This window comes from Psychrobacter sp. JCM 18902 (assembly GCF_904846615.1).
Taxonomy (GTDB): Bacteria; Pseudomonadota; Gammaproteobacteria; order Pseudomonadales; family Moraxellaceae; genus Psychrobacter.
Genome location: NZ_CAJHBK010000001.1, coordinates 2,675,369 through 2,698,495, shown reverse-complemented (window position 1 = coordinate 2,698,495; position 23,127 = coordinate 2,675,369). Strand labels below are relative to the sequence as shown.

At 41.8% G+C, this 23,127-nt stretch carries 18 protein-coding genes; 10 read left to right on the top strand and 8 right to left on the bottom strand.

The features are described from left to right. The first annotated feature begins 24 nt into the window (after positions 1-24). Positions 25-1,593, top strand: a complete 1,569-nt coding sequence (locus tag JMY05_RS11155; RefSeq protein WP_045442899.1) for an FGGY-family carbohydrate kinase — start codon at positions 25-27, stop codon at positions 1,591-1,593. A gap of 2 nt (positions 1,594-1,595) precedes the next feature. On the opposite strand, the gene JMY05_RS11150 is transcribed toward JMY05_RS11155, so the two are convergent. Beyond that, on the bottom strand, positions 1,596-2,762 hold the full coding sequence (locus JMY05_RS11150) for a MalY/PatB family protein (RefSeq protein WP_201615118.1): 1,167 nt from the start codon (positions 2,760-2,762) through the stop codon (positions 1,596-1,598). Positions 2,763-3,009: 247 nt separating this feature from the next. Here JMY05_RS11150 and JMY05_RS11145 point away from each other — a divergent pair, with 247 nt between their 5' ends. Beyond that, positions 3,010-3,843, top strand: a complete 834-nt coding sequence (locus JMY05_RS11145; protein ID WP_045442896.1) for a membrane protein — start codon at positions 3,010-3,012, stop codon at positions 3,841-3,843. A 509-nt stretch (positions 3,844-4,352) separates the two neighbouring features. On the opposite strand, the gene JMY05_RS11140 is transcribed toward JMY05_RS11145, so the two are convergent. Next, a complete protein-coding gene (locus JMY05_RS11140) occupies positions 4,353-6,140 on the bottom strand; it encodes an NACHT domain-containing protein (protein WP_201615116.1) in 1,788 nt (595 codons plus the stop codon). 58 nt (positions 6,141-6,198) lie between these two features. Then, positions 6,199-7,014 (bottom strand): crotonase/enoyl-CoA hydratase family protein, encoded by an 816-nt coding sequence (locus JMY05_RS11135; RefSeq protein WP_201615114.1) that lies wholly within the window; start codon positions 7,012-7,014, stop codon positions 6,199-6,201. A gap of 216 nt (positions 7,015-7,230) precedes the next feature. Between JMY05_RS11135 and JMY05_RS11130 the strand changes: the two genes are divergently transcribed. Together JMY05_RS11130 and rlmF are read left to right on the top strand one after the other, a co-directional pair. After that, positions 7,231-7,968: a LysE family translocator gene (locus tag JMY05_RS11130; protein WP_045442893.1), complete on the top strand. Its 738-nt coding sequence runs from the start codon at positions 7,231-7,233 to the stop codon at positions 7,966-7,968. Between the two features lie 65 nt (positions 7,969-8,033). Then, on the top strand, positions 8,034-9,071 hold the full coding sequence (rlmF, locus tag JMY05_RS11125) for a 23S rRNA (adenine(1618)-N(6))-methyltransferase RlmF (RefSeq protein ID WP_201615112.1): 1,038 nt from the start codon (positions 8,034-8,036) through the stop codon (positions 9,069-9,071). A gap of 124 nt (positions 9,072-9,195) precedes the next feature. Here rlmF and JMY05_RS11120 read toward each other — a convergent pair whose 3' ends face one another. The 5 genes from JMY05_RS11120 to dnaA form a co-directional block, all read right to left on the bottom strand. After that, on the bottom strand, positions 9,196-9,777 hold the full coding sequence (locus tag JMY05_RS11120) for a manganese efflux pump MntP family protein (RefSeq protein WP_045442887.1): 582 nt from the start codon (positions 9,775-9,777) through the stop codon (positions 9,196-9,198). A gap of 153 nt (positions 9,778-9,930) precedes the next feature. Beyond that, complete coding sequence (gyrB, locus tag JMY05_RS11115) at positions 9,931-12,546, bottom strand: DNA topoisomerase (ATP-hydrolyzing) subunit B (RefSeq protein ID WP_201615110.1); 2,616 nt, start codon at positions 12,544-12,546, stop codon at positions 9,931-9,933. Between the two features lie 502 nt (positions 12,547-13,048). Then, a complete protein-coding gene (recF, locus tag JMY05_RS11110; protein WP_045443710.1) occupies positions 13,049-14,257 on the bottom strand; it encodes a DNA replication/repair protein RecF in 1,209 nt (402 codons plus the stop codon). A gap of 196 nt (positions 14,258-14,453) precedes the next feature. Next, the gene (gene dnaN / locus JMY05_RS11105) at positions 14,454-15,629 is read right to left on the bottom strand and encodes a DNA polymerase III subunit beta (protein ID WP_087814943.1); all 1,176 of its coding nucleotides are present in this window, start codon (positions 15,627-15,629) and stop codon (positions 14,454-14,456) included. A 161-nt stretch (positions 15,630-15,790) separates the two neighbouring features. Next, the gene (gene dnaA, locus JMY05_RS11100; RefSeq protein WP_201615108.1) at positions 15,791-17,236 is read right to left on the bottom strand and encodes a chromosomal replication initiator protein DnaA; all 1,446 of its coding nucleotides are present in this window, start codon (positions 17,234-17,236) and stop codon (positions 15,791-15,793) included. 623 nt (positions 17,237-17,859) lie between these two features. Here dnaA and rpmH point away from each other — a divergent pair. The 6 genes from rpmH to nrdR all read left to right on the top strand — a co-directional run bounded on the left by rpmH (position 17,860) and on the right by nrdR (position 23,095). Further along, the gene (gene rpmH, locus JMY05_RS11095; protein WP_007394757.1) at positions 17,860-17,994 is read left to right on the top strand and encodes a 50S ribosomal protein L34; all 135 of its coding nucleotides are present in this window, start codon (positions 17,860-17,862) and stop codon (positions 17,992-17,994) included. A 191-nt stretch (positions 17,995-18,185) separates the two neighbouring features. Next, complete coding sequence (gene rnpA / locus JMY05_RS11090; protein WP_201615106.1) at positions 18,186-18,539, top strand: ribonuclease P protein component; 354 nt, start codon at positions 18,186-18,188, stop codon at positions 18,537-18,539. 19 nt (positions 18,540-18,558) lie between these two features. Continuing rightward, a complete protein-coding gene (yidD, locus tag JMY05_RS11085; protein WP_198330204.1) occupies positions 18,559-18,936 on the top strand; it encodes a membrane protein insertion efficiency factor YidD in 378 nt (125 codons plus the stop codon). Positions 18,937-19,147: 211 nt separating this feature from the next. Further along, a complete protein-coding gene (gene yidC, locus JMY05_RS11080; RefSeq protein ID WP_201615104.1) occupies positions 19,148-20,845 on the top strand; it encodes a membrane protein insertase YidC in 1,698 nt (565 codons plus the stop codon). 192 nt (positions 20,846-21,037) lie between these two features. Next, positions 21,038-22,483, top strand: coding sequence for a tRNA uridine-5-carboxymethylaminomethyl(34) synthesis GTPase MnmE (mnmE, locus tag JMY05_RS11075; protein ID WP_045442879.1), 1,446 nt, complete (start codon positions 21,038-21,040; stop codon positions 22,481-22,483). Positions 22,484-22,618: 135 nt separating this feature from the next. Further along, positions 22,619-23,095 carry a transcriptional regulator NrdR gene (gene nrdR / locus JMY05_RS11070; RefSeq protein WP_045442876.1) on the top strand — a complete coding sequence of 159 codons (477 nt, stop codon included), beginning with the start codon at positions 22,619-22,621 and terminating at the stop codon, positions 23,093-23,095. The last annotated feature ends 32 nt before the right edge of the window (positions 23,096-23,127 follow it).

The following is a 23,127-nucleotide window of genomic DNA, read 5'->3' as shown; positions in this document are numbered from 1 at the left end:
ATTACTACATAGTTAAGGATGACTATGACCAATCATTTTGATGCCCCTATCTATTTCTTAGCTATCGACAATGGCACCCAAAGCGTCAGGGCGCTGATCTTTGATCAATTCGGTAGCGAGATTGCCAAAGCCCGCGTCATTATCGAGCCGTATTTTTCAACGCAGCCAAATTTTGCGGAGCAACATGCCGATTATTATTGGCAAAAATTAAGCGAGGCTTGCCAGCAATTGTGGCAAAGCTGCGATATTACGCCCGAGCAAATCGCTGGCGTCAGCCTCGCCACCCAGCGCTATACCATGATATGTTTGGATAAAGACAAGCAGCCACTGCGTCCTGCTATTGTTTGGATGGATTTGCGCCGCGGCGAAACCAATGACATAGGATTTCTCTCGCCACTCACTAAAGTGGTTGGTATGGGTGAGCTGGTCAATGAAGCTCAGCAAAAAGCTCGCTGTAATTGGCTTGCGCATCATGAACCAGAAATGTGGGCAAAAACAGCCTATTATATCAATTTATCAGCGTACTTGACCTATCAGTTGACAGGTGAATTAGCTGACTCCACTGGTCATGCCCTTGGCTATCTGCCGTACAATTACAAGGCGCAAGCTTGGTTTAAGCCAAATAACCTCAAATGGCGACTATTTAGCTGTCGACCCGACCAAATGCCTAAGTTAGTTGCACCCGGTCAACCACTCGGTTCTATAAGCGCTAAAGCTGCTGCCGCTACTGGTATTTTAGAGGGCACGCCGATGATTGCTGCCGCCAGTGATAAGGCTTGTGAAGCATTAGGCTCTGCGGGTCTCGCCGCAGACACCGCCTGCTTAAGCTTTGGCACCACCGCGACTATTAATACCACCTCGAGCAATTATATCGAGATACTTAAACATATGCCCGCCTACACTGCCGCTGCGCCGAATTACTACAATCATGAGTATATGATCTATCGCGGCTTTTGGATGGTCAGCTGGTTTAAGGAGCAGTTTGCCCACTATGAAGAACAGCTGGCAAAGACGCAAGGCATCGATACCGAAAAACTTCTCGATCAAGCAGTAAAAGACATTCCAGCAGGCTGTATGGGATTAATGATGCAGCCATACTGGTCACCCGGTGTTCGTCATCCGGGACTTGAGGGCAAAGGCGCGCTCATTGGATTTGGTGATGTACACACGCGAGCGCATGTTTATCGAGCTATATTAGAAGGACTCGCTTACGAGCTAAAACTAGGCTTCGATACTATTGAAAAACGCACAGGCAAAACTATCAAACACTTGCGTGTTTCTGGTGGCGGCTCTCAAAGTGACTCAGCCATGCAGCTGACGGCTGATATCTTCGGTATGCCCGCTTATCGACCGCATACTTATGAAGCTTCAGGCTTAGGCGCTGCCATTAACTGTGCAGTGGGGCTTGGCGTCTATCCTGACCATTTAACCGCAACTAAGGAGATGGTGCATTTGGGCGATGAATTTGTGCCTATTGACGCCAATGTCCAGCTCTACAAACGCCTTTATAATGAGGTCTATCTCAAAATGTATGAGCGCTTAAAGCCTTTATATCAAAGCATTCAAGATATTACGGGGTATCCTGCTAAATGATATTACTGTTTGAAATCATTGCTATTTAATGCAGTATGCATACGGTTTAGCCCTTCTATCAGCAGCGCTTTAGGGCACGCTACATTAAGGCGCATTTTAAGATGCCCTTCATTACCATATTTGATACCTGCGCTAAGCTCAACTTTGGCCTCTCTAAGCGCGTCATAGAGCATTTGATCGTCTTGCCCATATACCGAACAATCTAGCCAAATCAAATACGAAGCTTCTGGACGCATCACTTTAATTTTAGGTAAATGCTCTTCTAAAAAGCTAATGGTTAATTTAATATTGGCTTCGATATAAGTCAGCGCCTGCGCCAACCACTCACCACCCTCTTCATAAGCACGACGCATCGCTGTATAAGCAAATAAATTTAGCTCATGCTCGTCACTCAAACGCTGCTGCTGGTTAATCTTACTCAGTAATTTGCTGTCTTTAGCAAAGATCATCGAGCCTTTGATACCAGCAATATTAAAGGTTTTGGTCATCGAGGTTAGGCTGACTACTTTGTGCTCATAGCCTGTTGCTAGAGTTAAAAAGGGAATAAAGGTGTGACCACTCAAAGTTAAATCTTGATGAATCTCATCACTCACAATCGCCACATCGTGCTTTTTGCAAATCGAAAGCAGCGCTTCAAGCTCATCTGCTGTCCATACCCGCCCGCCCGGATTATGTGGATTGCAGAACAAATACAGCTTAACTTTATGCTCGATAATTTTAGCTTCTATATCAGCTAAATCCAGAATATATTTCCCTTCAACCTCCTGTAATGCAGAACTCACCAGCTTACGATCATTATCCAAAACCTTGGTTATAAAAGGCGTATAAATCGGGTCATTGATGAGTACCGCATCCCCTGCCTCGGTAAATACTTTCATCATCAGCACCAAACTTGGCACGACACCCGGAGAGAAAAGAATATCCTGCTTATCCAGCCACAAGTCATAACGACTGCCATGCCAGTCGATAATCGCTTGATACAACGGCTCGGTCGGCACGGTGTAACCCAATATGCCATGCTGCGTTACTTGCTCAATCGCCGCTAAAATAGGCTGGGCGGTCTTAAAGTCCATATCCGCAACCCATAGCGGAATCGTGTCATCGCTATAGTGCCATTTAAACGATCCCGTATCACGTCTGTCTATTATTTCATCAAAGTTGTACAGCACCGATGCTCTCCTTTACGGTAGTTTTATATTATAACTGTTCATTCGTCGGCTTAAATGACCTTTGAAAATATAATGCTATCATTATTTGAATAATGGTTAAAAATTAGTGTTACATTAATGTTGCGGACTCTACATATGATCAAGTTATTTATGCCAGAGTATGCTCATATTGCAAGGATTGTAATCTATCAGCTTTTACCCACCCACCCCCTACTAAGCCAAGATGGCTTGTCTAAAAGGATTTAGCATGATGAAAATGGATTCCCTATCAAAATTAGCACTCAAAATCAGTTCCCTTACTCTCGCCATTGCCGCAACTTCTGCATGCACTGCTATGGCAACAGGTGCTGACTCCCAAGTTTCAAATACCCAAACCACTACGAACAGTACTGCCATTACTTTAGGCAATAGTGCTATGTCTAGCGGCACTAACGACACGGTTGCTATCGGTAATATGGCCAATGCAGGTCTGAACTCAGCAACCGCTGTCGGCGGTCAAGCCAATGCCGCAGGTCTAGGCTCGACGTCTATCGGTTGGCAATCAAAAGCCACTGCCGAACGCGCGCAAGCCTTTGGTCATCTGGCCAATGCTAGCGGTGTTCGCTCTACCGCAGTCGGCGAAGCGGCCATCGCTGGTGGTACTAACGATACGGTCGCTGTCGGCAATAAAGCCAATGCAGGTCTAAACTCCGCAACGGCTGTTGGCGGGGAAGCCAATGCCGCAGGTTTAGGCTCAACCTCTATCGGTTGGCAGTCAAAAGCAACTGCTGAACGCGCGCAAGCCTTTGGTCATCTAGCCGATGCTAGTGGTGTACGCTCTACCGCAGTTGGTGAAGCGGCAGCCGCACAAGGTGCAAACTCGGTAGCGCTAGGCAATAAATCTATGGCTGGCGGCATGAATAGCATCGCTATCGGTAACGGAGCAATGGCGGCTAAAAACAACCAAGTCGTCTTAGGTAATGCCGGACAGGTACAGTCGAGTACCGCAGCACAATCAGGTACGGTCAGAATCGTCACTATCGATGACAATGGCACGCTAGGTACAATGATGGTTGATTACTATAAAAAATCAGCTAAATAATAGTAGTCAATCAGTGCCAAGCTACTAACGCTGGTGCAGTTATCACCAGTTATACTCGATAAAATAATGAGACCTCGCGATTGCGGGGTTTTTGCTATTTGAGGTTACCGTATTAGCTTTAGTAGTTTGGTGTGGGGCTTTAGATAGTTTCGAAGCTGGGGATTAAAAGGCAAAATCTTTGCAGTAATAAGGGGAGCCAATCCTGCCATCCGTTATTATCTGCTTATCTAGGCGTGAGGATGGATCAAGCGAAGTACTGCTTCGCCCTGACGCAAGAGAAAATCTATGATTTTCTGTGGCTACGGTTTGGGTCATTCCTGTTTGGTCACGATACTGCCCCAAAACCTAGCCTTTGCAACATGCCTATTGAGGTAAAATAGCCTTAAGAAACCCTCATTTAAGAAGGTTTCTCTTGCAAGCCTAAAATTGCAGTGAAATTTTTTTACGGCTCTCATGTCAGGGCTAAAACTTGTCTTCGCAAAACTTCTACAGAACAACTAAGGTTATATTTAATCAAAAATAAAATTTTCAATATCATCTAGAGAGTTGTTTCTATTAGTCAGAATTAAGTTCTTAATATATTCAATTAACTCAAAACTCCACTCTCCATAACGTGAGCTACCCATACGACAGACTAAATTTTTCTCAAAATCGTTCAACTCTTCAAGTATTATAGTTTGCTTATCGTTTAAAACTAACTCAAAAAAATCTGTTTCTTCATAAGTAAAATCATGAGAGTGATATTTGTTATTCAAATAAATAATTTGACTATGACAATCATATTTTTTGATTAAATAGTAGAGAAAATTAGAATTTTCATTGTGTGTGAAGCCTATTTCCCTTTCTCCTCTCTCTTTGATCTCTTCAATTCGATTAAAGAACACTGATATCAACGTTATTTTGCGATTTATAGTTGAATTATCTACTGGTTTTAAATCTAGAATTTTACTTATTTTTGGAAGTATCCATTTGTCCTCTACTACTTCCTTGTTCATAGAAAATGCCATATCAACAACATTATCTGAATAATATCGTCCACATACACGTTCAAAAACTTGTTCTTTAACTGCATGATTTACTATGTAATATGCAGTAAAATATTCTTGAAATGAACGATGAGTAAAGCAATAATTTAAGCCATCTCTCATTAATAAAGGTACATTATTTAATAGCTCTAACTTTAGATCCTTGTCTATAACCTCAGATTTTGAATGTACTAAGCATTTTTTCAAAAATGTGTGGATTTCATCTTCTGTCATCTCGAACATCTGTTTACTGTATGTAAATAAACTAAACAGAGCAAATATATCTCTTAACTCGTACATATCCAGATTGGTTGAACTTTTTCTTAGAAAGCCCTGCTTCGAGACGTCATGCTTATTAAATAGTGCGTGATAAGCAAGATCATAAAATATATAGACTCTGTCAGGTATATCGCCAAACTGCTCATATGTCACTAACATAATTGTGAGTAGCAAAGGATTACTAGAAAAACTTTCATGCTTACTAAAAAGTGTAGTCTCTAATGCTAGTATGAACCTCGCTCTTACCTCGCTATCGTAATCTAATTTCTTTATTACATCTACTGCTTGAGATAAAATCAGAGGTTGAATACGAGCGACGTTATACAGCGACCAATCAGAGAATAAATTGTATTCTGGTCTTGACGAAACCACGATAATAAGGTTTGGATATTTATCTGCTAGACTATTAATTTCTTTAGTGAATCTGTCTTTTAAATCATGGTTTACTTCATCAAAACCATCTAAGAAAACTATCGTTCCCTCTCTATCAAGTAAGTAATTTAAATTGACTTTATCAAATTTTTCGTTGTATATCGCTATATCAGTCCTAAGTGTTTCGAAAATAGAATCATTAGTCTCATTCACTTTTCTAAGTTCTAGAAATAGAGGTAGTAGATCACTTCTGTCTTTTATTACACTTATAAACATACTCTTTAAAAGACAGGACTTTCCTGAACCTGCTGTGGCACTAACTACCATTTTCTTATGTTGTAAAAGTGATTCAAAGAAACTTTCCTGTGAGTACAACTTATTGCCTAATGAAATATATTGTGCAACATAAATATCATTAAGCTCAACAACTTGCGAAGAGAAAAATGCCATTTTCACTTTAGAGAGATTGACCAACTTAGCTTTTAAGTAGTCACTCAAAGCAAAGTTATATTTGGTAGCAAACTTTTGATAGTCTTTACCAAAAAAATTAGTAACAAACTGACCGACTTCTACTACAACATCTCTAATCTCTTTGACGCTTCCTGTAGTTTCTATACCCATAATAATCAACTTATCCAATTTTAGTTTTATTACCAAAAGCTGGCTATATTTTACCTTACTACCTCCCCTTAAACTCAGCTCCCCTTCTCTCAACCATCGCCATCGCGCCCTCTTTCGCATCTTCTGAATGAAATAAATGCGGCAAATAACTATGAATATTGGCTAAGGCTGTTTTTGCACCATTACGGCTGGCATCTTGTGCTGAAGACAGTAATCCTTGCACGCCAAGCGGTGCAGCGTTGCAAATCTCTTGGGCGATAGTTAGCGCGCGCTCGTATTCTTCCCCATTTGGCACGACTTCACTAACCAGATTTAGCCTGTCAGCAGTTTGCGCATCGAATGCTTTACCGGTTAATAGATACGGCATGGCTTTTTGCCAGCCTGCTGCCGCGACGAAGCGCACGGTCGCACCACCAAACGGCATGATGCCGCGCTGGACTTCCATTTGTGCAAAGTTGCAGTTGTCACTAGCGATAACGACATCACTATTGAGCATCAACTCAATCCCAGCGGTAAAGCAAGTGCCTTGTACTGCGACGACGACTGGTTTAGTGCGCAGTTTGCCACCGATTCCCCATGGATCGATTTCGTCGGCAGCGAACTCAAACGCGCCTTTGTCCCATTTATCTTGTAGCTCCATTAAATCAAGCCCTGCGGTGAAGTGCTCACCGTGAGCGAATATCAGCGCACAGCGAAGATTGACATCGTTTTCATAATTAGTGAGTGCCTCAGACAATTGCTTAATCATATGGCTATCAAAGGCATTGCGTTTATCCGCGCGATTGAGCCCGATCAAGCAGATGTAATCTTGGACGTCATAGGTAATGCGAGTGTCATTGCTAGTAGAACTACTATTATTATTTTCCTTAGTCATGTTTTTATCCTTATTAGAGCAATCATTTTATGGTTTGTCTTATGGCTAATTAATACTGCTAAAAATCATGTAACTTACTTTCAATATAGACATACGCTACGTGCAACGCAAGCATCGTTTTAGCATGAGTATCAATAGCTGATATCAATATCAGTTGACCTCATTTACGCTAATGTGCAACTATTATCCAACTCAAGACATGACTCAGAGCATTTTATGGAATTTTGGCACGGTTTTTTGCTTATCACCAGCGTCCATCTACTCGCTGCCGCCTCCCCGGGTCCTGATTTTGTATTAGTCTCACAGCAAACCTTGGCAAAAGGGCGACGTACGGGTTTGATTTGTAGTCTTGGCATTACCTTAGGTCTTGCCGTACACATTATCTATTCGGTGCTAGGACTGGCAACGCTCATCGCCCATTCGCAGCCATTACTCACTGCTATTAAATGGTTGGGCGGTAGTTATCTTATTTATCTAGGATGGCAAGGTATTCAAGCCAAACCGAAAAAAACATCAGAATTAGCAAATCCAGTAGAGCTGATAGATTCAGGTGTTCACGTTTCACCAGATATGCTTATTAAGCAAACGACTTCTACCAATGATACCGAGCTTTCTGATAAAGCCATTTCTAATAAAAAACCGCCTACTGATACAGACTCAACCGCTTCCATTCTACGCCGTGGATTTTTTTGCAATGTGTTTAATCCCAAAGCGCCCGTCTATTTCGTGGCGATATTTACCCTCGTTTTATCACCCGATATACCGCTGTGGCAATTGGCTATTTATGGCGTATGGATGATGGTCTTGCAGATGGCATGGTTTAGTACCGTGGTGATGTTACTGTCTATTCCTGCCATTCATCGTCGCTTTCAGCGTTTTGAACATTGGATCGACCGCGTATTGGGTACAGCGATGATAATATTGGGATTAAATCTGATTTTACGTAGCCGATAAGACGCTAGTGACTCGTGAAATCTGCTAAAATGGTGCATTATATTCAAACATCAAAGCCTGAGACTATGACCAGTAAGCCTATGAACCGTCGCCCGACCGCCAATAACCACCGAAACAGATCGCCTGAAACTGCCAAAAAATTAGGGCAGCTACATCCGCGCAATCCGCACCAAGGTCGTTATGACTTTGAAGTATTGACTCGCGCTTTGCCTGAGCTTGCTAAGCACACCATTACCAACCCGAAAGGCGAGTCGACGATTAACTTCTCAGACAGTGCCGCCGTGCGCGTACTGAATCAAGCGCTACTGGCTCATTATTATGGTGTGAAATTTTGGGATATTCCGGAAGGCTATTTATGTCCACCGATTCCGGGACGTGCCGATTATATTCACTATATTGCCGATTTACTCGCGCAGACGACGCATGTTAATAAAGACAATACGCCACCGACTGGTAAAGAAATCCACGCCCTCGATATCGGTGCTGGTGCCAGCGCGATTTATCCGATTATTGGCAGCCAAAGCTATGGCTGGCGCTTTACTGCCTCAGACATTGATCCTATTTCGGTCAATACCGCCGCGCTGATTTGTGAGACCAATCCAAAGCTCAAGAGTGCCGTTAAAGTCAAACTACAGACCGAACCTAAATTTATTTTTAAAAATATCATCGGTCGCCAAGATTACTTTGATGTGGTGGTTTGCAACCCGCCGTTTCATGCCTCATTAGAAGAAGCGATGGAAGCCAATAGCCGTAAGCAGCATAATTTACAACGACATCGCGGTAAGAATGAGAACGCACAAATTAGCCGCAGCTCAACCAAATCTGGCAATGCCGCGCAAAACCTAAACTTTGGTGGTCAGCATAAAGAGCTATGGTCTGAGGGTGGTGAGATTGCCTTTTTAACCAAGATGGCAAAAGAGAGTCAAGATTTCGCTGAGCATGTTGGCTGGTTCACAAGTTTAGTCTCAAAATCAGAAAACGTGAAACCAATGCAATTGCTGTTAAAACAACTTGGTGTTGCCCAAATGCGCATCATTGAGATGAGCCAAGGTCAAAAAAGTACGCGTATACTTGCATGGCGTTTTGATACTGACGAAGAATAGATAGTAGTTAATATAAAATAGTTATAGTTTCACGTGAAACAAATTCTCTACAATAAAAAGCACCCCTTTGATCATCAAAGGGGTGCTTTTCATTGTAGAGAATCAATTCAAATAATGATGCTTATTAACGGATAAACATCACCTTTATACCAATGGCTATCAATACTAATCCACCAAGTATCTCAGCTTTATCCTCGATCCACGTTCCTGAAGACTTACCTAAGTAGATACCGAAAAAGCCAAATACAGCGGTGACAATAGCGATGATTAAACAGGCTAACCATGCATTAAGTGCCAACAAATTAAGCGTAAAGCCTGCTGCCATCGCATCAATACTGGTGGCAATAGCCAATGTAAACATCATACGATGATTGATTTTTTCTTGTATAGTTTCATCGAAACTGTCTGCTAATACCGCTTCAACCTCACCATTAAACGCTTCATATAACATCTTAGCGCCAAGCACAATAAGAATCCCACCACCAATCCACGGTGCAGCAGTCGCCAACCAGCCTAATAATACTGCACCCAATAGATAACCTATCAGCGGCATCACACCTTGCGCAATACCAAAGTATAGTGCTGCATAAACGGCTAAACGCAGCACATAAGCAGATGATTTCTTTTGCGACTTAGCCCCTAACCCAATTGATACCGCAAATGCATCCATCGCCAAGGCTATCGCAAGTAAAAAAACTTCAATCATTTCTATATCCATTATCTAAAGCAATTCGTAAACTAAGTTTCACGTGAAACAATTCTAACATTAAAAAACCACCGCCTTGATTGCCAAAGCGGTGGTTTTTTAATTAATTAACAATGATTTCGCAACTCTTTATGTCCAACTTAGAGGCCCAACCTAGATGTCTAAATTAGACACCGTCAATGCATTCTCTTCAATGAAAATACGACGCGGTTCAACATGATCACCCATCAAGCAAGTAAACATATGATCCGCCGCAATCGCATCTTCAATCGTCACGCGTAGCATACGACGGTTTTCAGGATCCATCGTGGTATCCCAGAGCTGATCTGCGTTCATTTCACCCAGCCCTTTATAGCGCTGAATTGCTAGACCACGACGCGCATCAAGCATCATCTGCTGCCAGAGGTAATCAAAGTCACGTACAGGGATATCTTTGGTCGTACCAGTCGTTGCTTCACGGCGGATAAAGGCATCCTCTGCAAGCAAGGTATTCCATTCAGCAGACAAACGCAGCAACTTACTGTACTCGCCCGAATTGATAAAGCTAGCATCTAGCAGATAATGATGGGCTAACTGGTGCACATACACCGTGACGCGTGGCAACCATTGTGCTTTTGCTACTGGAGCTTCAGAGTCAACATTTTCCCCGCCTTCAACTTCAATGACAGGCTTCATACCCAATAAATCAGCAGCAGCAGCATCCATATTTTTTGGTTGCGGCGCATGGATATTGACCAGTTCAATCTCCGGACTCAAGTCACTACCGAAGTGCTCAAGCTGAGATTGCATCGCCTCTTTCCAAGCTTGCATCGCAGGCAAATCATAAGTCATATCGGTGCTAAGCTTTGGTGTATGCGTTAAAGCATCCAAAATCACCGCTGGGAAACGAATCTGCAAACGGGCTTTGATCAGCTGCGTTTGGTTATAATCATTCAGTAGCGTCTCTAGCGCTTGACCAGTAATCGCAGGCGCATCCGCACTGATATGCAGCTTAGTATTATCAATCGTTGAAGACAATAAATACGCTTTAAGTGCTTCGTCGTCTTTTAGGTATAGCTCTTGACGACCTTTTTTCACTTTATAAAGCGGTGGTTGGGCGATATAAATATAACCACGCTCGATCAGCTCAGGTGTTTGACGGAAGAAGAAAGTCAGCAACAGGGTACGAATATGTGACCCATCAACGTCCGCATCGGTCATGATGATGATTTTATGATAGCGTACTTTATCCGGATTATATTCGTCTGGACCAATGCCGCAGCCAAGCGCAGTAATCAAGTTACCGACTTCAGCAGAAGATAGCATTTTGTCAAAACGTGCGCGCTCTACGTTTAGGATTTTACCTTTCAATGGCAAGATCGCTTGAGTTTTGCGGCTACGGCCCTGCTTTGCTGAACCACCTGCAGAGTCACCCTCCACAATGTAAAGCTCTGACAATGCCGGATCTTTTTCTTGGCAATCTGCTAACTTACCAGGCAAACCAGCGATATCTAACGTGGTCTTGCGACGCGTCATCTCACGGGCTTTACGAGCGGCATCACGCGCACGAGCGGCATCAATTATTTTGCCAGCAATAGCCTTACCAGCGCTTGGATTCTCTTGCAGATAATCATTAAACTTATCATGCATTGCTGATTCGACCGCTGATTTCACTTCACTTGATACCAGTTTATCTTTGGTTTGACTCGAAAACTTAGGATCTGGAACTTTAACGGATACGATAGCGGTTAGACCTTCACGCGCATCATCACCAGTAGCAACGACCTTCTCTTTCTTAAAGAGATTCTCGCGATCCATATAGGTATTCAAACAACGCGTCAACGCTGAACGAAAGCCAGATAGATGCGTGCCGCCATCGCGCTGTGGAATGTTGTTGGTGAAACAAAACACTTTTTCGTTATAAGTATCTGTCCACTGTAATGCCACTTCGACGCTGATACCGTCATCTTGCTCACTCACAAAATGAAAGACTTCATTGATGCCATCTTTACCGGCATTAATGTAGCTGACAAACTCTGACAAGCCGCCTTTGTGTTCAAACTCATGACGCTTATCAATACGCTCATCCGTTAAAACAATACGTACGCCCGAGTTCAAAAATGATAGCTCACGCAAACGCTTCGCTAAAATATCGTACTCAAAAATGGTGCCAGTAAACACATCGCTACTTGGATAAAAGCGAATTTGCGTACCAGTTTTGTCGGTTGGCTCCATTTGCTGAATGTCTGCATCAGGCACCCCATCGGTATAGGTTTGATGATAGTGATAGCCTTCACGCCAGATATTCATTTCAAGCTTTTTCGATAGGGCGTTAACGACCGAGACACCAACACCATGTAAGCCGCCTGATACTTTATAGCTGTTATCATCGAACTTACCGCCTGCATGCAAGACAGTCATAATGACCTGCGCCGCAGATACACCCTCTTCTGGATGGATATCGACAGGCACGCCGCGACCATTATCCATGACGCTCACAGATTCGTCTTCGTGGATAATGATATCGATTTGATCACAATGACCCGCCAGAGCCTCATCGATAGAGTTATCCACCACCTCAAAGACCATATGATGTAAGCCTGTACCATCATCAGTATCACCGATGTACATACCAGGGCGTACGCGTACCGCTTCTAACCCGCGCAATACACGAATATCTTTGGAGCTATAATCAGAAGGTAAACTTTCAGGAACCACCGCTGGTGCCGTAGTTTCAGCAATGCTGTCTGACGTCAGTTGCTCGTGGTCGGTAGGTAATGAATCACTCATGTGCATTCCTTAATCTAGCCATAATCAGCCGTTTATTATTAGCGCACCACTACGATGACGCCTCATAACGTTATTTTAGACTTAATTTTTATAGTCAAAACCTTTGATAAGCATTACCAGCTAAAACACGATTAGCTAAAAACTCTTGAGTGTTGATAGCGACTTAAAAATAATTTCAAGTCCGCGCTTTTTTCCTCTAACATCGGCTTCTTTTTTTAAACATTATAAAAACCAAGAGAGCAAATAAAACATCTATTTATCAAATACTTAGAAATTTACAGGCATTGGAAAACACCTATATAACGTCATCAAACAACTTGCTGAGAACAGGACAAAAATAAAGCCCCATTTTAGCATTTTTTTGCCTCTAAGTCACTGTTTACTGAGCGTTTTATGCCTATAAAACCAGCTCGCAAAGATAGCCTATATCGTTACGAAACGACAGGTAGATAAGTATCGATATGAAAGACCATGGAGAAAGGAAATAACATAAAGGAGATAATTAAGGACTCAAGATTTGACCTTGTTTCACATGAAACGTATTGGGTTTCGACCAATATTCATGCACTAAAGGCAAAATATCATCGGTTAAGCTGGTCATAAATACCTGACATGGCAGCTGCGCTAACGTCGACAATAGAATATCTATCGCCCTATCATCAAGCTCTGCAGTAATATCATCTAGCAATACCACTGGTGTCACCTGAGCATGAGCGCTATTATTTGATAGATCATTAGTCTTTTGGGTATTTAGCAGTAATGGCAGTTGCGATAAACGCAGTGCTGTGATTAATAGCTTTTTTTCACCACGCGACAACACATTGGCTGCCTGCTCTTTTATCACAGCTACTTTGAGGTTAGCGTCCGCTTCATGCATTATTGTATCTGAGAAATTGTTATTCGACGCTGTCGAGTCATTAGAACGCCAATGCACATGAACATCAGCACGGTGATTACCGATACGAGTATATCCCAGTTGCAAATCCTGTTCTAAGCGCTCATTAAGCTGTATATCCAGCGCAACATTCGTATCATAACCAGCATTATAGCTAAGGCTCAATTGCTCCGCATAAGCGGGCAATAACTGCGCGATACTTTCAGCAAAATAAGGCTGCCATTCTGCGAATATCCGTTCGCGATAATGATGAATAAGTGCCGCATGATTGCTAAGTCCTTTATCCCACGATTTTAGTTCAGCGAGCTGCACTTGGGTCAAATGACGTGTCTTTTTTAGTAAACTATTGCGCTGTTTTAATAGACGCTGATAGGCGAGCCATTGTGGATGAAAGCCTTGTTTCATGTGAAACACTAACCAATCTAACAGCTGGCGACGACTAGCACTGCCCTGCTCTAACATATCCATCGTTGAGGGATCTATCAGTAGCGTTGGTAGCTGCTCAGTTAAGATACTTTGGTTATAGACAGTGGTTTGATTGAGCCGTAGAATTGTGGTCGCGTCAGCTTGTTTTTGGATAGCTAAGGTACTACTATCATTGAGTCTAGCGTATACAGTCGCTGTATTTTGATGGTGCTGGATATAGCGTTTCGGCTGGTGATGACGAAAGCTTTTTCCTCTTGATAGCAGAAATATGGCTTCGAGTAATGAGGTTTTTCCACTGCCATTGGCACCGATAATGACGTTGCAAGCTGTTGCATGTAGATTGACGTGCGTCAGGTTGCGTAGGTTCGATATTTGTAGACGTTCAATCATAATGCCGACAGCCACCTATTGACGCTACCTATAAAAATAGGCAAAAGTTTAATAAATATTAAATTTAAAATACTGTATTCTAATCAAAGACACTCAGCTCAGCTCAGCTTACCTTACCTTAATTTTTAAGTGCAAACTGAGTGTCTTTAGCCTCTATGCTCAAGCCTATTGAAAACATATAGAAATTATACAGAAACTATATACGCATTGGCATAATGACATACTGATGGAACTCATCATTCAGCTGGTTAACCAACACTGAAGCATTCGATTGGCTCATGTGCATTTGCAAGTCACCTTGAATCACACCAAGCACATCTTGTAAATAAGCCGCATTAAAAGACAGCTCCATCGGCTCACCTTGATACTTCGCCTGTATCATCTCCACCGCTTCATCTTGCTCTGCATTATTAGCACGAACTTCTACCATGCCATCGCTGGCAAAATTAAACACCACACCGCGAGACTTTTCATTACTTAAAATCGCGACACGGCGCAGTACGTCCGTCATTTTTTCTTGATTGAATAAAGCCAGTTTATCCGTATTACTTGGCATCACTCGGCGATAATCAGGGAATTTTCCATCAATCAGACGCGCAGTGAAAGTAACCATCAGGTTTTGATTGACCTGTCCTGCACTATCAACGTCACCAAAGGGTAAGCTCACTTGCAAAAACTCACGACCGAAGCTCAAGGTGACTTGATTGTCTTGCTCACCAAGCATTTTTCCTAGCTCAGAGGCCAAGCGCTCAAGCTCAATGACAGCTTTACGGGGCAAAATAGCCTGCATACTTAAATCAGCACTGACATCGATAACGCTGCGCGCCAAAGCCAATCTGTGCCCATCGGTTGCAACCGTCGTCAGTTGCTGTTGCGACACATCAAACAACATACCAGTGAGATAATAGCGAACATCTTGAATCGCCATTGCAAACTGCGTTTTATGAATCAAATCGATAAGACGATTGCGACTGATGGTCAATGGCGTGATATTTTCGGGATTACCCAAACTCGGATAATCTTCGCTAGGTAATGTCCCTAAGGTGAAGCGACTCTTGCCACTGGTTAATAAGCAGCGTTCATTTTCTTGAGTAGCCAAATTAATTTGAGCTTGTGCAGGCAATGATTTACAGATGTCTTTTAATTTTGTTGCAGGTAAAGTTGTGGTACCAGCTTCAATACAAGCACCAGCAGGCAATTTCAACGTCGATGTCAGCTCTACTTCTAAATCAGAAGCCGTCAAAATAAGCATTGATTCGGATAGCTGTAGCTTGATATTGCCCAAAATAACCATATTGTGCCGTTTATCAGCAGCCTTGGCGATCAAATTAATGGCTTTTAGTAACGACTCTCGATTAATCGATAATTGCATGCTTGGTTACTCTTATTTAAATGATTTTTATTATAAAACTTAACAATAATGGCTTAATCATACCCTGTCTATTGACTATAATCCATTCGCTGTCTGTCTACTCGTATTTTTAATATTATAAACCATATCAATCCACTAAAACATAGTGATACCGTCACCTGCTAACCCGCTTGCAGCATCAATGCCAGTGTTTTGTAATCCTTATCAAAAGCAGGATCTGCTGCTCGTAGCTCATTAACTTTATCGCAAGCATGCATCACCGTTGTATGATCGCGACCACCGAATGATTGACCAATCTCAGGAAAACTATCACCAGTCAACTCACGCGATAATGCCATCGCTATTTGACGCGGTCTAGCAATACTGCGCGTGCGTTTACGACCCATCATCTCTTTGATGGTCACATCATAGTACTCAGCAACCACTTTGCGAATATTATCCATATTCACAGCTTGCACACGCATCGCGACGATGTCTTTTAGCGCATATTGCACCATTTCAAGAGTAATCTGTGCACCCGTCAAGTTAGCATTGGCAAAAACTTGATTTAGAGCACCTTCTAAACGCCTAACATTTGAAACCACGTTTTGAGCGATGAATAATGCGCATTCTTTAGGCAGTGTCATACCATATGAAGCTGCTTTTTTTTGCAAAATTTGCACACGAGTATCAATCTCAGGCGGATCAACTGCTACAGTTAGCCCCCAAGAAAATCGCGATCTAAAACGTTCATCAAATTCGGTCATTTGCGAAGGATGACGATCTGAAGCCAAAATAAGTTGTTTATCACCACTGGTAAAATCTGCAAACAGTGTCAAAAACTCATTACTACTTTTGGTTTTTCCTGCCAATACATGAATATCATCTACAATCAATAAATCAACTTTTTTAATTTTCTTTCTAAAATCTTCTATTTTATTATTTCTTAATGAATAAACCAATTGATTAATAAATTTTTCAGAAGTGAAATAATAAAAACTTTGATTATTTTTTAAATATCGATGTGCTACAGAATGCATTAAATGCGTTTTTCCCAAACCAGAAGGTCCGTATATAAATAAAGGATTGTGTCGATTTTTTGATTGGCGCTTACCAAGCTCATAACAGGCTTTATAAGCCAGATTGTTAGATTTGCCAGTGACAAAAGTTTCAAAAGTAAAGTCAGGGTTTAGATAACTTAACGACTTGGCATCAGCAGAATCAACCAATTCTGCGTGACGCATATTGGCATCAATATCTGCTTTTGCATTGTTATGATGAATGGTTTCAAACTGATGGTCTGCAGGGGTAGGGGAGGGTTTATCTTCATCAAACAAAGACCCTGATTGCAATTGACGATTGTCTTCGTTATCGCGGCCAGCGTTATCAACACGCACAACCACCTCTTCGATACTTCCCTGACTGTGCTTAGCAACCAGCTGCTGTATCTCTTGCAAGTGGTTTTTTTTGATGTAAGTCACAAAATAATCATTAGGAGCAAGTATAGTCAGCGTTTGCGCCTCTTGATGAGCTGACAATGGTCTCAACCACATAGTAAATACGTTGTCTTTGACGTTATATCGTAGGTCATTTAGACATTTATCCCAAATATTTGCTGTGTCTATCATGAAAAATACTAACCCTATAATTTGAAATAATATTTGTGTTTTAGCAGTGTGATCTGTTGCGTAGCCCTTAATATTTTCCGCAATTATTTCCGTTGGAAACCATATTGGGAGTTACGTTGATAAACTATACGAAGCCATATATTAAGTAGGGGCTAATCTAACACAAATACCCTGTGGATAAAACCTTGTTTTTTGGGGATAAGGCTGTGGATACTTTTGTGCATAACTTTAAAAGTTGAGTTATCCATATTTAGCCCACAGGTTATCCACAGGTTTACCCATAGTACAATATGTTGATAATAAAAAGGAAAACTTACTTAGCCACAGATAATCGAGCTCCCAATAACAACAATACTTATATATATTAATAGTTAATTATTATAGATTTCGACAAAAACTGTGGATAACTTTTGGGAATCCATCACTGAATTAATTAACTGAGTCGTTATTTTTTAGTTATGAATATGAAATTTACACACGATGAATCATTTAAAATGATATTTCCTCTGTCAAAATATCTGTCTGCATCGACATAGATTAAATTAGTTCATTGACCAAGATTCTATGCGGTGGTATAATCCTCCGTTATTACGAATTTAGTCCATTATTTTGATAGGTGAGTTATGAAACGTACATTCCAACCAAGCGTGATCAAGCGTAAACGTACTCACGGTTTCCGTGCTCGTATGGCAACTAAAAAAGGCCGTCAGGTCTTAGCTCGTCGCCGCGCTAAAGGACGTCATCGTCTTACTGTATAATCAGTAGATTGCGATAAGCATGGCTTGTTGTGTTTCTATTATTTATAGATTGCGATAGTCAATCACCACAACTGACACTTAGCCATATATTAAAAGCGCCCACATCGGCGCTTTTTTTGTCTCTGTACTTTGTTGTTATTTCTGCGCTATTATTTCCGCTACCGTTATTCGCTCTTATACTAGGTTGTGCTATGTCCAATACTGTTTCAGCGGCAGCTAATGCCCGCTTCACCAAAGAGCAGCGTTTGCTCACGCCTGCGGCCTTCCGTGAGGTTTTTGATGCACCTGAGCGTAAGCTTCATCAGAGCCATCTAATGGCATTTGTGCGTACCAATGATCATGATAAGCCACGAGTCGGCATGGCTATTACCAAGCGTAAAGTTCCTACGGCTGTCGCGCGAAATTTAATCAAGCGTCAAATACGTGAGCACTTTCGTGTAAAGGCTCATTCTTTAGAAAACAAAGATATTGTTTTTATTGTTAAAAAATCTATAAAAGATATAGATAACAAAGAATTAAAAAAATCAAATAATCAATATTATTAAAAAAGTAGAAAAAAATAAGATGGATTTTTTATTTATTAATTTAAATAATATTCTTTATAAAATTATTTATTATTTTATTGTTTTTTATCAAAAGTTAATAAGCCCACTATTACCTGCTCGTTGCCGCTATTACCCTACGTGCTCGAATTATGGTAAACAAGCTTTGGCATGGCATGGAGTCCGAGCAGGCAGTTGGTTATTATTAAAACGTATCAGCAGTTGTCATCCTTTGGGTGGACACGGCATTGATTTTGTGCCGCTACCGTTATCCTCTTATCATTATCAATATGTACCTTTTAACGCACTAGCTACTAGTGTCAAAGTTCAAGGTTTATATGTTTTTAGAGATAATAAAGGCTATGTGTCTCGCTTAAACCATATGATGAAACTAACATAGCGTTCGTCATCGACTGCGAAGTTGTGGATATCTATTTAGTTACCCACAAGTTATCCACACTCTTGGTATCATTTAAGGCGGATTTTTAGTAAAATGATGCACATTTTATGTAAATGACTGGCAATACTGTTGTCACATATGATGATAATTGTACGGTCATGACACATGCCCTAATTTTTCATTCCCTAATTTTTTAATCTAGGAAAGGTTTATGCAAAAGATATTTCGGGTGATGATCATCATTGCGATGTTAATCACCGCTTATCTGCTGATTTTGGCATGGCGAGATGATTATGCCGATGCGCCAGCTGTAGATGCGGTGTCAGAAACCACTACTTCAGTAGGTGCTGATATCCCTTCGACAACTGGTGCAGCAGGTGATATTCCGGTACAGACGTTGCCTGTTGATAACAATACAGTCGCTAATGATGCTGTGACGGCAACGCCTGCTAAAGACACGGGATTAATCACGGTCACTACCGATCGTTATGATATAAAGATCAACCCAGAAGGCGGCGATATTGTTTATGCTGCTCTTAAGCAGTATGACGCAACGCTCGATAGCGATAAGCCTTTCGTATTGCTAGAGAATAATAGTAATCGCGTGTATGTGGCTCAGTCTGGTCTTATTGGTCCTAATGGTATTGATACTGCAGAAGGTCGTGCCAAATACAGCCATACTGCTAATAATTACGTCATGGAAGCAGGGCAACAGACGCTGTCAGTACCGCTGACTTATAAAAAAGATGGCGTGACCGTTACTAAGACCTTTACCTTTACTGAAAATAAATATCCGATTGATATTAGCTATCAAATACAAAATGCTTCTAAACAACCGTGGCAAGGTCAGCTATTTGCCCAGTTGAAACGTGATGACAGTAAAGATCCAGGTATGTCTGATAAGGGTGCGCTTAGTATGGCTACTTACTTAGGCGGCGCTTGGGGTACCCCTGATGATCCATATAATAAGCTCAAATTTAAAGACTTTAATGATGGTGAGCTAGCTGTTAGTAGTGATAAAGGTTGGGTTGGTGTTGTACAGCATTATTTTGTATCAGCATGGATACCTGAAAACTTTACCGCTACTTTCTTTAGCCGTGAAACAGGCGATGATTACTTCATCGGTTTCAACAGTCAACCTGTCAATGTCGCGCCAAATAAACAAGTGACATTAGATGCCACGTTATACGCTGGTCCTAAAGTACAATCTGAGCTAAAAGATGTGGCAGTAGGCCTTAATAAAACAGTCGATTATGGGTTGTTATGGCCAATATCGAAAATTTTATTTGCCATCTTGGACGGTATTCATAAAGTCATCGGTAACTGGGGTTGGTCAATCATTGTATTGACGATTTTAGTTAAAATTGCTCTGATGTGGTTCTCGAATAAGAGCTACTATTCGATGGCGAAGATGCGTGCGATTGCGCCAAGATTAGCCGCACTTAAAGAAGAGCATGGCGACGATCGAATGAAGATGTCGCAAGAAATGATGGCTATTTATAAAGAAGAAAAAGTCAATCCAATGGCAGGTTGTTTGCCTATTTTGATGCAAATGCCTATCTTCTTAGCGCTATATTGGGTGTTGGTTGAGAGTGTTGAGCTGCGTCATGCACCTTGGATTTTATGGATTCAAGATTTATCGGCGATGGATCCTTGGTTTATTTTACCATTGCTGATGGGTGCCTCGATGTTTGTACAGCAGCAGCTAAACCCGCAGCCAGCTGATCCGATGCAAGCGAAAGTGATGAAGTTCTTACCAATCATTTTTACTGCTTTCATGCTGTTTTTCCCAGCGGGTCTCGTACTATACTGGACAGTCAACAACTTGTTCAGTATGACTCAGCAATATATTGTCAATAAAAAAGTCGAAGAAGAGCAAAAGCGTCGTACTGTTAAAGTATTGGACTAAGTAGCTCATCAATTGATAAAAGACCATCGCTACAGCGGTGGTTTTTTTATGCGTGACATTTCTATTATCGCTCACTGATTTGAAATAAAATAAGCGCAAAGCATGGCTATTTAAAGTTTGCTTTGTCAGTCTGTGTCCAGCCGTCTATAATGGAGTTTTTAGCTATTGAGAGTAATTGTGGATTCCCTAGAGATGGCGTCAAACGTACCTAAAGCACCTGAACCACCTAAAGCATGTGGTTTGGCCACGATTGCGGCTATTGCCACACCGCTTGGAAGAGGTGGCGTTGGTGTTGTACGTCTGTCGGGTGCGCGTGCTTATGACATTGCCTGTACACTAACGGGTAAGTCTGCTTTTACGCCACGTATGGCCAGTTTTTGTCGTTTTTATCAGGCTGATGGTACAGTCATTGATGAAGGGTTAGTGCTGTACTTTAAAGGCCCGCATTCGTTCACAGGAGAAGATGTGATTGAGCTGCAAGGGCATGGCGGCATGATTCTACAAAACCAACTGTTAGCAAGGGTATTTGAGCTGGGCGCAAAACAAGCGGGTGCTGGGGAATTCTCTTATCGTGCTTTTGATAATGATAAATTGGATTTGGTACAAGCAGAGGCTATCGCTGATGCCATTGATGCGACCAGTGCTGCCGCTGCGAGTAGTGCCATTCGCTCGCTAAGTGGTGAGTTTTCAAAGAAGATTAATCAGCTATTAGAGCAGCTTATTCATCTGCGTTTGCATGTTGAAGCGGCAATTGATTTCCCTGACGAAGAAGACGTGGATTTTTTATCAGACGGCGTCATACAAAGTAAACTTGAACAAACGCAAGACAAGATACAGCAAGTATTGGCGACCGCCAAGCAAGGTCAGCTTTTACGTGATGGTATTCATGTGGTCTTAGCAGGTAGACCAAATGCGGGTAAATCAAGCTTGCTGAATCGTCTGGCAGGGCAAGAACGTGCTATCGTTACCGATGTTGCAGGTACGACTCGTGATACGCTACAGGAGACCGTAGTGCTCAATGGTTTGACGCTGCATTTGACCGATACCGCAGGTCTGCGTGACACAGAAGACACGGTAGAGCGTATTGGAATTGAACGTGCGCGTACCGCCATTACACAGGCTGATATGCTACTGATGGTCTACGATGTGACTCGTGATCTTGAAGAAGAAAGTACACCGTTACAGCTTGCAGAACAATTATTTGGTGAGTTGCCAGAGGCTAAACGCTTATTGATTATTGCTAATAAGAGTGATTTGTTAAGTGACTTAATAGATGATAGTAGCAGTCAAATACCCTCTGTCTCGCAAATCGCAATAAAAGAACGTGGTTATGAACAAGTTAATGTTTCATGTGAAACAGGTGCTGGTATCGATAATCTGGTCGAAGCCTTGTGTGCTAAGGTCGGTTTTCATCCACCAGAAAACAGCCTAATTGCTCGCACACGTCACATAGATGCACTTAGACGCACAGCCGACTCTTTAGCAGAGGCGCACGAGCAGTTAACGGTCTTTCAAGCAGGAGAGTTAGTCGCTGAAAGCTTACGCCAAGCTCAGAACAGTTTGGGTGAGATTACGGGAGCGTTTAGTGCGGATGACTTGTTGGGCAAAATCTTTGGTAGTTTCTGTATTGGAAAATAATCAGCCGATTTTTTTGAATTACCTGATGCAGCTCGTTAATTCTCAGAAATTTCGGTCTTATAGTTTGGTCTTATCATTCGGTCTTATAAATAGTGACTGTGATTCTTGCGCTTAATATTGAAATAAGGAAACGCTATGCATTGCCCGTATTGTAACGCGTCAGAGACTAAAGTTATTGATTCGCGTCTGGCGGCAGAAGGTGCGCAAGTCCGTCGTCGCCGCTCATGCAATAGCTGCCAAGAGCGTTTCACTACTTTTGAGATGGTAGAAGTGGTGATGCCAAGAATCATCAAGTCAAGCGGTAAAATTGAGCCTTATGATAACGAAAAACTGCGCCGTTCTATCTTATTACCTCTACAAAAGCGCCCTATCACCATTGATGAACAAGAAGCGATGATAAGCCGTATTGAGAAGCGTGTTAGACAGATGGGTGAGCGCGAAATCAGTAGCAAGGTGTTGGGTGAGATTATCATGAGTGAGCTTAAAACGTTAGATGATGTTGCTTATGTGCGCTTTGCTAGTGTTTACCGCGACTTTCAAGATATTGATGCTTTCCATCAAGAGATTGCCAATATTCGCCCAAATGAAAAAGCTGACGATAACGTTAAATAGTTTTTACCCTCTACTTTTTTATTAAGTGTATC